The 15028-nt window shown below is 36.9% G+C and carries 13 protein-coding genes; 1 reads left to right on the forward strand and 12 read right to left on the reverse strand.

Annotated elements, in window-relative coordinates:
- Positions 1–173: 173 nt before the first annotated feature.
- From EJ995_RS10755 to wecC, 10 genes are all read right to left on the reverse strand, one after another.
- A complete protein-coding gene (locus tag EJ995_RS10755) occupies positions 174–1274 on the reverse strand; it encodes a glycosyltransferase family protein (RefSeq protein WP_126448385.1) in 1101 nt (366 codons plus the stop codon).
- Positions 1271–2209, reverse strand: a complete 939-nt coding sequence (locus EJ995_RS10760) for an SGNH/GDSL hydrolase family protein (protein ID WP_126448387.1) — start codon at positions 2207–2209, stop codon at positions 1271–1273. The genes EJ995_RS10755 and EJ995_RS10760 overlap by 4 nt, the downstream gene beginning before the upstream one ends.
- Complete coding sequence (locus tag EJ995_RS10765) at positions 2209–3654, reverse strand: MBOAT family O-acyltransferase (protein WP_126448389.1); 1446 nt, start codon at positions 3652–3654, stop codon at positions 2209–2211. The genes EJ995_RS10760 and EJ995_RS10765 overlap by 1 nt, the downstream gene beginning before the upstream one ends.
- 8 nt (positions 3655–3662) lie before the next feature.
- Positions 3663–5135 carry a lipid II flippase MurJ gene (locus tag EJ995_RS10770; protein WP_126448391.1) on the reverse strand — a complete coding sequence of 491 codons (1473 nt, stop codon included), beginning with the start codon at positions 5133–5135 and terminating at the stop codon, positions 3663–3665.
- A gap of 3 nt (positions 5136–5138) precedes the next feature.
- Positions 5139–6212: a polysaccharide pyruvyl transferase family protein gene (locus EJ995_RS10775; RefSeq protein WP_126448392.1), complete on the reverse strand. Its 1074-nt coding sequence runs from the start codon at positions 6210–6212 to the stop codon at positions 5139–5141.
- Positions 6213–6229: 17 nt separating this feature from the next.
- Positions 6230–7510, reverse strand: a complete 1281-nt coding sequence (locus tag EJ995_RS10780; protein ID WP_126448394.1) for a hypothetical protein — start codon at positions 7508–7510, stop codon at positions 6230–6232.
- Positions 7477–8166, reverse strand: a complete 690-nt coding sequence (locus tag EJ995_RS10785; protein WP_126448396.1) for an acylneuraminate cytidylyltransferase family protein — start codon at positions 8164–8166, stop codon at positions 7477–7479. Before EJ995_RS10785 ends, EJ995_RS10780 begins: the two co-directional genes overlap by 34 nt.
- A complete protein-coding gene (gene neuC, locus EJ995_RS10790; protein ID WP_206482294.1) occupies positions 8166–9323 on the reverse strand; it encodes a UDP-N-acetylglucosamine 2-epimerase in 1158 nt (385 codons plus the stop codon). The genes EJ995_RS10785 and neuC overlap by 1 nt, the downstream gene beginning before the upstream one ends.
- Positions 9317–10321: an N-acetylneuraminate synthase family protein gene (locus tag EJ995_RS10795; protein ID WP_126448400.1), complete on the reverse strand. Its 1005-nt coding sequence runs from the start codon at positions 10319–10321 to the stop codon at positions 9317–9319. Before EJ995_RS10795 ends, neuC begins: the two co-directional genes overlap by 7 nt.
- A 96-nt stretch (positions 10322–10417) precedes the next feature.
- The gene (gene wecC / locus EJ995_RS10800; RefSeq protein WP_126448930.1) at positions 10418–11608 is read right to left on the reverse strand and encodes a UDP-N-acetyl-D-mannosamine dehydrogenase; all 1191 of its coding nucleotides are present in this window, start codon (positions 11606–11608) and stop codon (positions 10418–10420) included.
- Positions 11609–11733: 125 nt separating this feature from the next.
- Here wecC and EJ995_RS10805 point away from each other — a divergent pair, with 125 nt between their 5' ends.
- Positions 11734–12420: a hypothetical protein gene (locus tag EJ995_RS10805; RefSeq protein ID WP_126448402.1), complete on the forward strand. Its 687-nt coding sequence runs from the start codon at positions 11734–11736 to the stop codon at positions 12418–12420.
- 18 nt (positions 12421–12438) lie between these two features.
- On the opposite strand, the gene wecB is transcribed toward EJ995_RS10805, so the two are convergent.
- Both wecB and EJ995_RS10815 read right to left on the reverse strand, forming a co-directional pair.
- Positions 12439–13554: a non-hydrolyzing UDP-N-acetylglucosamine 2-epimerase gene (wecB, locus tag EJ995_RS10810; protein ID WP_126448405.1), complete on the reverse strand. Its 1116-nt coding sequence runs from the start codon at positions 13552–13554 to the stop codon at positions 12439–12441.
- A 168-nt stretch (positions 13555–13722) separates the two neighbouring features.
- Positions 13723–14997, reverse strand: coding sequence for a nucleotide sugar dehydrogenase (locus tag EJ995_RS10815; RefSeq protein WP_126448407.1), 1275 nt, complete (start codon positions 14995–14997; stop codon positions 13723–13725).
- Positions 14998–15028: the final 31 nt, after the last annotated feature.

The raw sequence follows: 15028 nt of genomic DNA on the forward strand, positions 1-15028 counted from the left end.
TTCTGTAAGCGAACAGAAACCTATTATTTACAGGCTGCGAAGGTAACAAAGATAGGTGATAAATACCCGGCTACTTAGTTATGATACATCAGGAGACTACGCTAGCCTCGCCACATTAAAACATTTCAATGAAGATCTTTAAGACTACAACATTACTACTACTGGTCGCCAAATTATTCTCTGTGATCCATTATTGAATTGACAACTACGGAAGCATATTTATCATAATCTGCATTGAGCTGGCAAAACTTTGAGCACATGCGTTGGGCGAGATCAATATTCTGGTATATTGATGTGATTGTATCAGCCATATCTTTTTCTCTATTTGCATCAACGGTATTAATTGCATAAGGGAACTCTTTTGCAAATGCCTTAAACCCAGGATAGTCTGGCAAGATAACAGGAGTTCCCATCATAGTAAATTCATACAATCTATTGGGGGCTGCATAAACGTTGTTTAATGAAGTTGCAGAATAGAGACCTATACCGATGTCCACTGTGCCGATGGTATCTAGATGAAATGGTGGCGTTCTGCTTTCCAGAATAAAAACCCTATTGGATAAAGCTCTTTTTTCTATTTCAAGTTTGAAAAGACTAAAGTCATCACGGACGCGGACAGTAGATGGTATGATAACTAGACAGTATGCAGGTGGCAGTAATTCAATAGCTCCTAGCAAAGCAAAAAGATTACGTTTTTGAATATCAATCAGACCGGAGTAAAGTACTAACACCTTACCTTCCTTTTTGAACTCGAGTAATTCTTCATCCTGAGTGAAAGTATAACTGTTGTAATTCGGGATATTTGGGAGCAGAAGTGGCTTTCTTTGCATTTTTCCTAAAAAGTACAATATCCAGGCTCTGTTCTCTTCTGGAACTATGACATAATCAAATTTGCCAGCATTTTTGACACTTCTTTCTTCTAGCTCATGTGCTTGATAAACCTTGATTACATTTTTATAAAAAAAGTGCATTCCTATCACGTCCAGTGCTCCGAACCATAAGGAATGAATGTTTTCCTTATTTTTTCGATAATAATTGAAGAAGAGCCAATTGAACTTAATTTTTGCCAATATCCTAGAAATTAAATCTGAAGGGTATGGATCGTTTGATACTGTTATCGTCTTAATAGAATTATCGAAGGCTGAACCAGAAGAATAATAAGTGAAAAAAACAACCTCATAACCTTTTTTACCTAAATATTCTATCAAGGAAATTGTTGGTGGTATAGTTTTAACTTCTCTTAAGAGTGGAAATACGATTTTTTTTTGCCTCATTTCTCGTCAGTGAATTTATTCTCAACTAGAATTTCCTTTATCAAAGAGCTAACCTTTTGAGCACCTTGTTGTGATAAATGGTCATCGTCAAAGAAGTCTGCCTTGTCGTCAAGTAAAAGCATTTGATCCATATCGTAATAGTACTGATGCATTTGCATAAGTTCATCGTACTCTTTGGGAACTAGATTCCTCTCCTTTAAAATGTTTGTAACAGGCGTTTTTACTAAAACTAGCTCAATTCCTTTTAATCTTATCAGTTTGACATTTTCCATGAATGCTTTTAACTGATCCGGACGAATATTATACTTACTTTCTTGAAAGGAGTTTCCATCGAATTGCTCTACCGCTCGTTCTACATAACCACCTTTTATATAAGTGTCCTTATCATTCAAAGCTACTTCCTCAAACTTATCTTTTACTCCAGAAAGCTCGTTGATCAGGCTGTATAGCATGGTATTATAAACGGTTGCATTATTTATATCTACTGCCATCTCAAACATTTCAACATTGAAATGATCGTTAGAGATAATATCCAACGCAGATTCTACCCCATCCAAATCAAAAATGCGAGGGTACACCTCGTAAACAATTACCGAAGGATTTAAATTATCTAAATATCTTTCTAAGATATACTTTGTTTGAATATGAGTTTGACCACTCGAACCGAAATTAAAAGCGCTCAATCCATTCTGTTCAAAAATCCTTGTATCAAAAGTTCGATAAGAGTGAGAGCTACCTAAAAATAAAATATCAATATTTTGAAATTGCTTTGAGTCCTTAATTCTAGTGTTCATGAATCCGTAGGATCCTTGTTCAAAAGATAAATTACCTCTAAGCTTTTTATGAGGTATATGAACCCAAACACAAAGCATTATTGTATAAATGATACTTGCGATAACGGTATACACAATTAAATTAAGTAGAAATTTCTTCATTAAAATTGAAAATATATAAAGGTTGACTCATTTGTATACATGTACATACCTATCAAAAAAATCAGAATAGAATAGCATGTCCACCGTAAAGCTCTTGACCGCTCTGAGAGAATAAAATTTAAAGCTAAATCACTACTTCTACCTTTCCATTCTACGATAATCATTATAAGTACCATCACAGTGATCTTACCTAAATCACGTCTTGAAATCAAATTAGGCAGGGCAAAATCCCAATTCCCATAGATGCTTTGCAAAAAATAAAATGACTGAGCCATCGACTGTGATCTGAAAAATAAGAAGGTAAATGCAAAAAGAAGAAATACTCCTATGATTTTGTGCAAGTCTCTGTATCCTGGTAACCGCGCTTGCTCTTCTTTAATCTTTTCTCTAGTTGATGAGATAAGGATTCCAGGTGCCATTAATATAGCATTTACTAGACCCCAAAAAACAAAAGTCCATGCAGCTCCATGCCATAAGCCGCTTATTAAAAAAACAATGAATACGTTTGAAAGTGTTCGCCATTTTCCATTACGGCTACCGCCTAAAGGAATAAATACGTAATCACGAAACCACGTACTCAGCGAGATATGCCACCTGTTCCACACCTCACCTATACTGCGAGAGAAAAAGGGATATCTAAAATTAGTCATTAAGTCAAAACCAAATAGCTTTGCCGTACCTATAGCGATATCTGAATAAGCGCTAAAATCACAATAAATTTGAATAGTGAATAATAAAATGCCTACGATTAGCGACATACTATTCATTTGCTGATAATTATCAAAAACTTGACCGACTATTACAGCACTGTTGTCGGCAATAACCATTTTTTTGAAAAAACCCCACAATATTTGCTGCATTCCAGCAACCGCTGTTTGATAAGAAAACTGTCTTTGACTACTGAACTGTGGTAGAAATCTCGAGGCTCTTTCAATAGGGCCAGCTACAAGCTGCGGGAAAAAACTTATGTAAGCACAAAAACTCAATAGATTTTTTTCAGGTTTAATATGCCCACGGTATATGTCAATGGCATAACCCATCGTCTGAAACGTGTAGAAGCTGATTCCTACTGGTAGGATGATGTTGATTGCACTAAATTTTGAAGATGCATAATTCAGGGAAAAGGCATCGTAAAAACTCTCTATGAAAAAATTAGCATATTTGAAATATGCCAAAAGTCCAAGATTGAAGAATAAACTTATCGCAAGTAAGAATTTTTTTCTTGAAATGTTATCTGTTTTGAAAATTGCAATACCCAATGAAAAATCAAGCAGAGTACTAAACATGATCAAGAATAAAAATTCTGGATTCCACCAACCATAGAATATATAACTAGCTGCAAGAAGTATGAGATTTTGATAATGAATACGGCTACCGCCGACACTCCAATAAGCAGCAAAACTTATTACCAAAAGCACTAGAAACTCTATCGAATTAAATAACATATCTTAGATCAACCGCCTTTTTTAATTTGATAAAGTCGATATAAAGTGAATAAAGGATAAGCTGCCAAAACTAGAAATGCTAGAACACTTAAAACAAAGTGCTGCGAGGTGAAGGTTTGCATTTCAAACATAAAGAAAGAGTAAATACTTATACCTATAACTAGGTACAAGCCTGCATTTGAAAAGCTAAAATAGTCAATACGCAAAGTCGAAGAAAGTCTATTAAAAACCACCAAAGTACCAGTAAGTAAAAGCACACCGTTTAACGGTATAATAAATTTAAGACCTTCTACTCCAAAGGAATAGATTAAATAATAAGTCAGTACTCCACACAATAGCTGACCAAAAGTCCAAGCAATATATAACTGAGAACTTACACCCATCGAGACACAATATTTACGATAAACCTGATTTATACCACTTATAGCTATAGCAAAAGAATTGAATCCTAAAAATATAAACGCAAGATTAAGGTCTGAATCTGAAAATTTTGATCCACCCCATATTATATCTAGCGTCCAATATCCGAATAGTACGATGTATAGAATCGTGAGTGTAGAGATACTTAAAATACTACGGAGACACTTTTCAAAAATCTTACTTACTGGCCGTCTATTAGCAATCTGGTCGCTAATATCTGTGAAGAATATTGTTATAAATGGTTGTACAACAAGGCCTTGAGCCTTTTTTGCAAGATTCTGAACATGTTTAAATACTGCATAAGTACCATCAGGCAGGAATGAAGTCCCAGCAGTTAATACAAAGATGTAACCTTGCGTTGAGACTGTATAAAGCAGTGTAGATTTTAAGGCATTAAGAAAATGTCTTGAGTCAAACGCATCCATCGCTTTGATGATTTGCGGTCTATAACCTAAATCAAACAAGTTTTTCAAGTAAAAAGCGGTTTGTAGGACTTTAGCTATGATTAGTGATAAAACAAGACTCCAAATACCCAGCAGCTCATAAAAAAGAAATAGTATTAAAATATTAAGACCACTATTTACCGCACTCAAAAATTCTGCCCTCCCGAATTTTCTTTCGCCATTGAGTACAACAACAAAAAAGTTACCCGCAATCTCCAAGACGATCAAAGGGACCAAGACCCTAAAAACATCTACCGCTGTTTCTCTATCCGCATCACTAAAACCTGGTATGAGCAACTCTATTATGTATGGGGCCAGTATGAATGCGATAACTATGAAAAATGCTCCAAAGAATAATATTTTAGTAAGCACGTAGTTCAATGCATCAAAATGAAGCTGTCCACTTAAAAGTTTGAGCTTGTGATAAACAGGAAGAAAAACTTCGGCCAATTGGCCAGTCTGTGTTAAAGAAGTTATTACATAAACTAAACTTTGAGCAGCAAAGAAAATTTCTATACTTCTACTTGATCCAAAATAATACACCTGTAGAATCGAATAGCCTATCCCCAAAAGAGCAGATAGAAACTTAAAAGAAAATAATCGTAGTATTATCTTCATTTTTTATCTAAAAACCCAATCATACACTTTTTCATAAGCATCCTTCAATACCGTACGCTCTAATTTGATATCGCTCTCTGTTTTTTCTAGTTCTTGTAAACGACTAATACAAGCATAATAATCTTCAACAGAAGCTTCAGGCTCAATTATAAGAGGTTTCTTATAAAAAAGTTGAGAGGCAAATGTCAGTTTTTGATGGACATTAATGGCAATAAAAGGAGCACCAACAATGCCTGCAACATATATACTGTGCATCCTACTGGAAATAACGGCGTGTGATTGCTCAAAAAAGCCTATAAAATCATTAATACCCATAGACTCTGGGTCCCATACTATCAACTTGTCGCTTTCTGGAACAAACCCATAAATATCTGCTTTTTCTTCTTGCAGGAACAACCATTTGACCTCGTGCCCATCTCCATTCAAGCGTTGAGACAACTCTCTTAAATTCACTAGATGTTTCTCGTATTTTTCTTCATGCTTATAGCTGCGTGGACAAAATATGAATGACTTCTTGTCCATTTGATTCTTACTGTCTAATGAAGCATGTTGTTCTAGCAGTAAACTTAAATCGTTGGTCAATAATGGGTCAACAGCTGCTATTTCTCGCACTAATTTGACCGACGTTCTATCTCGCACGCCCAGGATATCAAAATTATCAAGTATATCCCCATGAATCTTTTTTGCCCTATGCGAGTGATAAGGACCTACACCTATACCTAATCCCGCAAAACGAGTTCCAGACATTCTAGCAAAATTGAAGCGTAACTTATTGGACAACTTATTTTTTAAATACACCTTTAGACTAATTTCTTCCCTGTAGTCGAAGAATATACCACCGCCAATAAAAAACACCTTATCAAATTGCTTGTAAAAAAATAAAGGAATATTTCCAGAGTATCTATGTATGGTAGCAGCTGGTAAAAAGATGTCTAGATAAGCATCGCCCGATGAAGAAGTGCTAATAACATGCAAATCAACACCATCAAGTTTGAGCATTTGCTCATAAGCAATGTAAAGAAGCAGGTCATCCCCAAAATTCTTATGACCAATATATCCCGTAAGTAATAATTTCACCCTTGCCAGTATTCAAGTTAATTAGTAATCCATTTTTTTAGCTGATGGCTAAATGTCATTTCTCTTTTTGAAATTAGCTCTTGAAATTCATTCGGGTTAGGCCCTGGAAAATGTAGAGTACGATCTAGAGTCAGAACGTATTCTGATAGATGGTATGTTTTACAAAATTCGTCAAAACCTAAGTATTTTCCTTCATCCAAAACTAATTGTATTATAGGTTTATCCACAAGACTAGCCTCTAGAGCAAACGTTGTTCCAGCATTAATGACTGTATGAACAGTATTGAGAAGAGCATATCTAAACATATGATACTCTTCATCAAGCATATCAGATGCATTAGGACTACTGGAGTCTATCCCAACAATAACATTTGGGTGTTTTTCAAATATGGCGTAGTCTCCACTTGGAGCATTAGGCTTTGGTTTAATATATAATTGATAGGAACTATTAATTAAAATTTCTGCTAACTCTTCAATCAGCTTCATTTCACCTTCATGATTCAAACCAGCAGATGATGTTGTTGAAGGGTAAAGTACGATTTTCTTGTCTCTTAATTTGCTTAATTCACTACTATAAGCCTTGTTACTTATCGTACTAATTATCATATCAACATTCATGTCACTGTACTTATTGATATAATGAAACTTTAGAGGCTCAATCTTTCTAACTCTATCAATACTCTGCACTCTACGTGTTTCATTAGCTAGGTCCGTATTCCACGTGAGATTAAAACTAGGTTTTAAATAATACGGGAACTTCATAGGATGATCCCAGCTTTCCATAATACTGATATGCGGCAAAGTATCTGGTGATGGTATCAGGTGTGAATAATACACTTTGGTAAAACTGATCAATAAATCCAGGTGAAAGTGACTGTTGATATTTTTTGAACCAAATAATAATTTGTTACACCTGACAAATAGACGATTTACTTTTTCTCCAGATAACTTTAGAAAAAAAAGTTTCCTAACCAGGCTTTCCCATTTGCTATCTCTACCAACATGGTAATTCTTATAGACATATGAAAAATCAACAGGAACTAGCGCCAATTCAAAAAACTTTTTAAACAACACAGCAGGCTTATAAACAAAAGGTTCAATCGCTTGAACCTTTAAATTGCTTACATTAAACCTCAGTCTTATCTCCGCTACATTCTGCTTTTTGGTGAATAAAATTACTTTATTCTTTGGAGTGTATTTCTCAATCAAGGGTATCGCACTATATACCTGAAAATTGTGTTCACACCATATTCCTATCGTACGACTCATTGAACCAGCATATTTTCCGCCACTTTCCAATCCTTCATGGTATCAAGATTAACCTCTAATTCAAATTTGTTTTCTACGTAAGCTATACTTTGACCGAAGAGAGATTTCTGTTCTAAAATCACGCTTACCTTAGTTAAGTAAACAGAGCCATCACGGTAAAATGCCTCTGGTAACTCTTGCCTACGGGTTATTAAATGCTTATCACCCGTTGCAATTTTTAAATTCCCTTGTATGTTCCTTTCAAATGTCCAGTGTGGATTGAAGTGATCAGGAACTTTCCGTACACTTACGAGACTATCAGCGTTTGAGTTTTTAAACTGCTCAACAGCTTTTGAAACCTCTTTAAGATCTCTAAATGGTGTCGTGCACTGTAATAAACAAATAGCGTCATAGCTTTCTCTGGCAATCATCTCATTTTGAAGGAGGTCTACAAGAACGTCGATTGTGGGTGCTGTGTCATTCGCGAGCTCTTTCCTGCGCAAAAAAGGTACCTTTGCTCCATATTCGCTTGCGACAGCAGCTATTTCATCATCTTCTGTACTTACGATAATATCGTCGAATAATTGAGATTCGAGGGCTACATCGATGGAATATGCTATCAAAGGTTTACTACCTAACATTTTTATGTTCTTGCGTGGTATGCCCTTAGAACCACCTCTAGCTGGTATGACCGCGAGAATCTTCATTAATACACCAGCGTTTTATGAAACCTCAATGGTAGATCTGCTAGTAGATTTGCAATCTTCAAGCCGCTATTACCACCGCCATAAACATTAGAAGAGCCAGGTCTTTCCTGAACAGCGATTTTTTCAAGGGCAGATACAATTTCTTCTTTATTATAATCAGCGTCAATAACATTGTTACCACGTTCCCTGCGATTTTGTCGTGTACCAATATTTACCACAGGAACACCTAGAAAGGCGCATTCTCTTATCCCAACGCTGCTATTTCCAATAAGAGCGTTGCAATTATTTAGGAGTTTTAGAAAATCGTGTGGCTCCATATTTTTAAAGAAATGGAATCTTTGAGCAGGAAATTTCTCTCTAAAGGATCGAATACCTTTGGATGTCCCATCAGAACCAGCATCTACATTAGGCCAAAACCATAAAACTGGTTTTTCAGTCTCTTGCATAGCATAGAGCGTTTCTTCTATTTGCTTTCGCGAAAGCGCATACTCAGAAGATACTGGGTGCTGCATCACGACATAGTACCCGTTATCTAGATCTTGGATCTCTCCTACTCCACCATACTTGGCAAAAGGATCAAAGTCAAGTTTACCATCGTCCTTTACATCAATAGCAAGATCAATAGATGGACATCCTGTATTATGAACCATTGATGCTTCTTCTCCTAGTTTTATGACTCTTTCTCGTGCACCATCAGAAGCTACGAAGTGATAATCTGCAAGTTTTGTGATAGCGTGTCTAACTTTCTCATCGATATTTCCAGTCACCTCACCACCTTGTATATGTGCTAGTGGAATATTCATATAACTCGCAGCAATTGCCGTGGCCATGGTTTCATAACGGTCTGCTATGGTGACCACAACATCGGGCTGTAAGTTTTCGAAAACGGTTGAAAGTTCTAGAATACCTATCCCTGTAGTTTTTGCCGCCGCAGTTAAGTTTTGTCCTTCAAGGACATTGAATACTTTGGCAGTAATGGTAAATCCATCACTCTCAATATTCTTTATGGCATTACCATATCTATCCAACAAAGCAGAGGCTGCAACGACTAGTTGCAATTCTAGATTAGGATGGTCAACTATTGCCTGTAACGCTGTTTTAATACGACTGTAGGATGGTCTTGCCGTTACTACAACACAAATTTTTCTTTTCATAATCCTTTTACATGTTCTTGCTTGAGAAAGTCCCATTGCTTCAAGTTACTAGTAAGGGTTTTTCCCAATACTTGTTCAAAAGCATTAGCATTTATCCCTTGTTTAGCTGGTTTTTTTGCTTCCAGGTCTTCTAGTTTGATGACATCGCCTATCGACATGTCTTTGTTAACTGCAAGGGTTTTTTCAAAAATTTTTTTCACCTCTTTAAATCTAGAGAAGTCTTCCTTATAATCGACGGCACAGGCAAGATCGTGATGTATTTGCTTTACGCCGTTAACCATCTTCTTGATTTCCTCGATGGTAAGTGAAGCTTGCGCATCTGGACCAAACATGGTTTTATCAAAAACTGCATGAAACTCGAGCATTTCAGCACCCAACGATGTTGCAGCAAGACAGGCATAAATGTCACCACTATGGTCAGAAAAGCCTACTGGCAAACTATATCGCTTTTTTAATTCAGGAATTAAATGTAAACCCCATTCACCTGCTGGGCATGGATATGACGTTGTACATTGAAATAATGAAAGATCTACATTTGCCTTTTTAAGAAAATCTACGGTCTTGTCTAATTCTTCATAACTACTCATACCAGAGGACACGAGCATAGGTTTATTAGTTTGTGCAATTTTATCCAGCATCAATAGATTTGTAATCTCACCGCTACCTATCTTATATCGTTTAACACCTAGACGCTCCAGTAATTCTACCGCAGCTATACTGAAGGGTGATGACAAGAACTCTATACTTACGTCATCGCAATGCTTTTTAAGTCCTATCCACTGCTCCTCTGTAAATTGCATACGCTTCCAGTAATCATATCTAGTAGCATCCTCGTATGAAAAATTAACTCTAAAAGGCTCTGCATGAGAGCTTTCAGCCTCGGCGATATGAGTTTGAAATTTTATCGCGGTAATACCTGTATCTGCCAGCGCATCTATGTAAGAATGTGCAATGCCTAGGCTACCATCATGTGCCTGGGCAATTTCTGCTATTAAATCCATAATAGTCTATTGTTAAAATGCTTTAAAAATTTCATGGATATACACCTTTATTTCAAAGAGCTTAATTGTACTACTCTTACAGATTTACTGATGGATTTACTTTACGACACCTGCAAAATCAAGCACCACCTTGTCAGCATCTTTAGGTAAATCGTAAAATTCTTTATGTGCTACTAGGTAGACTATAATGTCCGCTTTCGCGAAAGCGGTATTATAATCAGTCAATTTAAACACCTTATGATCTTCAATATTAGGCTCAACGATATAGTATTCCTCATCGTTTGAATCTTGAAGAACTTTTTGTGCAATGTACTTAGCTGGAGACTCTCTAAGATCATCAATATTGGGTTTGAATGCAAGCCCCATTAAAGCAATTTTAGGTAATCTACCATGGTCTAGTCTAAATTGTAATTTAGCATTCTTTACCTGCTCTGCACACCAGAATGATTTGTAATTATTGATTTCTCTAGCCTTACCAATAATCTGTGATTCCATCGGGAAATCAGCAACTATAAAATACGGGTCGACGGCAATACAATGACCACCTACACCACAACCCGGTTGTAAGATATTGACTCGTGGATGCTTATTGGCAAGTTTGATTAGTTCCCAGACGTTGATATCAGCTTTGGCGCAGATCAACGATAGTTCATTAGCAAACGCTATTTGAACGTCTCTAGAGCTATTCTCAACAAGTTTACACATCTCTGCAGTGCGAGCGTTAGTAGCATGCAGTTCACCATTGACATGTTGTTTGTAAAATTGCAATGCCGCTTGTGTACTTTTCTCATTGACACCACCTATCACTCGATCGTTATTGACCAGCTCATGCATGACGTTACCAGGCAGCACACGCTCTGGACAATATGCTATATTTACTTTGCCCTCAAGCTCTGGTCGCTCATTGTAAATGAGTTCCATCATCTTCTCCGTTGTACCAATAGGTGATGTTGATTCTATAATATAAAGATCACCATCCTTAAGTAGAGGAATTATGCCACGTGTTGCTGCCTCGACAAAGGAAATGTCCGGTTCATTTTTATCCTTAAAGGGTGTAGGGACAACAATTAAGTAGGTATTTGCTTTTACTGCCTGAGTAGCTGCTTTCAAGTAACCGTCACTCACGGCCGCCGCAACTGCAGTACCTAGGTCTGGCTCAACAATATGAATCTCTCCTCTATTGATTATTTCAACAACCTCTGGATTGATATCGACCCCATGCACATAGACCTGGTTAGAGGCTATTAAGGCTGCTGTAGGCAGACCGATGTAACCCAAACCTATCATCACTACTTCTGGTTCTTTACTCACTCTTTATTTTTTTAATGAAATCAAAATTAAGAATTGTAGAATAGTTAATAGTGTTATTTGAAATAATACTTACTTTTCCCGGTTTTTAATTCATAAGCAATATGCTCAAAACCATCAAGGTTTACTATAAGGAACTTCTATCCCAAACTCTATTTCTATTATTGTTGTTTGTCGGGATTGATGCCCTGTATGCGGTCTTACACGTCGCGCATATGGCAGGATATGTATTTCTAGATGAATTCCTAGTTAATACTGAAAGAGGATATGCAGAGGTTTATCAGTACACAAAAGAATTTTTTTGTGCTTATCTGTTGCTATACGGTGCTATTCAATATAAGTCTATTCAACGTCTAGCTTGGGGCTTATTATTTTTATACTTTTTCTTTGATGACTCTGTGCAAATTCATGAAAATACAGACAAATGGTTTGGAGAATTTATAAACATCCCAGCGGTAGGTTCACTGCCTAAAGAAGGTGTATGGCAATTATTGACTGGATTTTTCCTATTGGGCGTTGCTAGTCTAATGATATGGCTATCTACCAAGTATAAGGAATCTAGGAGTTTTAAACCACAATCGATGGCCTTGATCCTATGCGTTCTAGGCTTGGGTGGTTTTGCGGTCGTGTTTGATGCTATTCATGCACTGTTCAAAGGTGATGGGCAACTTGATTCTCTACTAGCGCTTATTGAAGACGCAGGTGAGATGGCGTGCGTGTCATTGAGTTTATGGGTGATATTCACTGACATCATCGAGCAACGATTTGGAATAATTAAAAAAGCTCCCTGATATAGGAAGCTTTTTTAATTAGACATTCATAATGAACTTTGCAACTCGTTCACATGCTTTTCCGTCTCCATAGGGATTATGAAGTTCACTCATTCTATTAAATCTATCTTGATTATTTAATAAGTCTAAGGTTTCCGAGACTATTAACTCTTTATCTGTTCCTACCAGCACCACGGTTCCTGCATCGACAGCCTCTGGTCTCTCAGTGGTATCTCTCATTACCAGAACTGGTTTACCTAAACTTGGTGCTTCTTCTTGTACACCACCACTATCTGTGATGATTAGCTTTGATCGATTCATAAGCCATATAAAATCTTGATATGCTAGAGGATCGATAAGCAAAATGTTTTTTACATCACTTAAAATACGGTTTACAGGCTCTTGTACTTTTGGATTGAGATGAACGGGATAAATGATTTTATGATCAGGCTTGCTTACTGCTATTTCCTTAAGCGCCTCACAAATACGTTCAAAACCAGCTCCATGATTTTCCCTGCGATGTCCTGTCACTAGGATTACCTCTTCATCACCTATGAGTTTGTCAAGATTTACGACAATATCACTAGGGTTTTCCTCAATTTTTTTCACACTTTCTAAAAGTGCGTCAATAACAGTATTTCCTGTGACTAGAATGGTATCATCCTTAATTCCTTCCTTAAGCAGATTGTCACGTGAGGTTGTCGTAGGAGCAAAATGATAGTCAGCTATTCTACCTGTTACTTGACGATTTATTTCTTCTGGAAATGGCGACCACTTGTCATTGGTTCTCAAACCTGCTTCTATATGACAAACCTTTGATTGATTATAAAAAGAAGCAATACTAGTAGACATAGTTGTACTGGTATCACCATGAACACAGACAAAATCTGGATTAAAATCTTCTAGAACATCTTTGAGACCTAAAATAATCGCGGCTGTAAGACCATATAAATTTTGACCGGGTTTCATAAGGTCGAGGTCATAGTGTGGTTCAACTTCAAAAAAGTCCAATACTTGATCCAGCATTTCCCTATGCTGTGCAGTTACACAGACCCTTGTTTCAAATACATCAGGGTATTCTTCAAATTTTTTCACCAGCGGTGACATTTTTATTGCCTCAGGTCTCGTTCCAAAAACGACTAATATTTTTTTCAACATAAAGGGATTATCAAATTAGCATGATGTATTTTAGGGATTATGACAATTAATTTGTCAATGATCGTGCAAAACTAAGCTATTGTAGGTTAATACTCTACCTACATAATTGTGTTGACTGCTATCGCATGATTAAGTGACTATTCAGATCTTATAACTACGCTAAAATTATAAAGTGGCGTCAACTCTTGATTTTATAGACCCCTTAATATCGTATATTATGCACTCGTCTTTTTGGAAATTGGACAGCTTAAGTTCTTCAAATGAATCATGAGCGACGGCACCAACAATGGCATCATATTTATTTGTCGGTTTTGATTGACGCGAAATCAAGTTATATTCTGCCTTGACTATCTCTGGAACTGCCCATGGATCATAGATATCTACATTTGCGCCATATTGCTGTAATTCCTCTATCAGGTCAACAACTTTAGTATTGCGCACATCGGGACAATTCTCTTTAAAAGTGATGCCCAGCACCAGAATGCTAGATCCCTTTACATTGATATTACTTTGCAGCATGAGCTTAATAATTTCACTAGCCACATACTTACCCATTCCATCATTCATTCTTCTACCAGCAAGTATGATCTCTGGACTATAACCTAATTCTTGGGCTTTTTGAGCTAAGTAATAAGGATCCACTCCTATGCAGTGACCGCCCACAAGACCCGGCTTAAAGGGAAGAAAATTCCATTTTGTACCGGCGGCCTCAAGGACATCATGAGTATTGATATTCATTTTATTAAAAATCTTCGCCAGCTCGTTGACAAAAGCGATATTGATATCTCTTTGCGAGTTTTCAATGACTTTGGCCGCCTCCGCAACTTTTATCGTTGGAGCAAGATGCGTCCCTGCGGTAATGACGCTTTTGTATAGTTCATCTACCTTTGAGCCAATTTCTGGTGTACTTCCAGAAGTTACTTTGAGAATCTTTTCTACCGTATGTGTTTTATCGCCTGGATTGATACGCTCTGGAGAGTATCCTACATGAAAATCAGTATTAAAAGATAGACCACTATGCTTTTCTAGGATAGGAACGCACACCTCTTCGGTAGCTCCAGGAAATACGGTAGATTCATAAATAACTAAGTCTCCTTTTTTCAAGATAGAGCCGATAGTTCTACTAGCTTCTATCAAAGGTGTGAGAACGGGCCTGTTATTCTTATCTACGGGAGTAGGAACGGTTACAATGAAAACATCAGAGTCTAATATATCTTGAACATTGTAGGTGCAGTAAAGCCCGTGACCAGAATCTGGAGTGACCTTGAGCACCGATTGTAAGTCAGTATCTTCAATCTCAAGTGTGCTATCATGACCGGCAAAAAGTTCTTTTACTCTTGATTGATTGATATCAAACCCTACAACATCGTATTTAGTCGCAAAAAGTCTGGCTAACGGCAGCCCTACATATCCCAAACCAATAATTGCAATTTTATTCATTTTTAAATGCTTTTGTAATAGCTGTTCCTTC

This window comes from Nonlabens ponticola, assembly GCF_003966335.1.
Lineage (GTDB): Bacteria > Bacteroidota > Bacteroidia > Flavobacteriales > Flavobacteriaceae > Nonlabens > Nonlabens ponticola.

Excerpts from the sequence above, each read along its gene's own strand:
- EJ995_RS10755 (WP_126448385.1), bottom strand. The coding sequence starts at position 1,274 with ATGAGGCAAAAAAAAATCGTATTTCCACTCTTAAGAGAAGTTAAAACT.
- EJ995_RS10760 (WP_126448387.1), bottom strand. The coding sequence starts at position 2,209 with ATGAAGAAATTTCTACTTAATTTAATTGTGTATACCGTTATCGCAAGT.
- EJ995_RS10765 (WP_126448389.1), bottom strand. The coding sequence starts at position 3,654 with ATGTTATTTAATTCGATAGAGTTTCTAGTGCTTTTGGTAATAAGTTTT.
- EJ995_RS10770 (WP_126448391.1), bottom strand. The coding sequence starts at position 5,135 with ATGAAGATAATACTACGATTATTTTCTTTTAAGTTTCTATCTGCTCTT.
- EJ995_RS10785 (WP_126448396.1), bottom strand. The coding sequence starts at position 8,166 with ATGAAGATTCTCGCGGTCATACCAGCTAGAGGTGGTTCTAAGGGCATA.
- EJ995_RS10795 (WP_126448400.1), bottom strand. The coding sequence starts at position 10,321 with ATGGATTTAATAGCAGAAATTGCCCAGGCACATGATGGTAGCCTAGGC.
- wecC (WP_126448930.1), bottom strand. The coding sequence starts at position 11,608 with ATGATAGGTTTGGGTTACATCGGTCTGCCTACAGCAGCCTTAATAGCC.
- EJ995_RS10805 (WP_126448402.1), top strand. The coding sequence starts at position 11,734 with ATGCTCAAAACCATCAAGGTTTACTATAAGGAACTTCTATCCCAAACT.
- EJ995_RS10815 (WP_126448407.1), bottom strand. The coding sequence starts at position 14,997 with ATGAATAAAATTGCAATTATTGGTTTGGGATATGTAGGGCTGCCGTTA.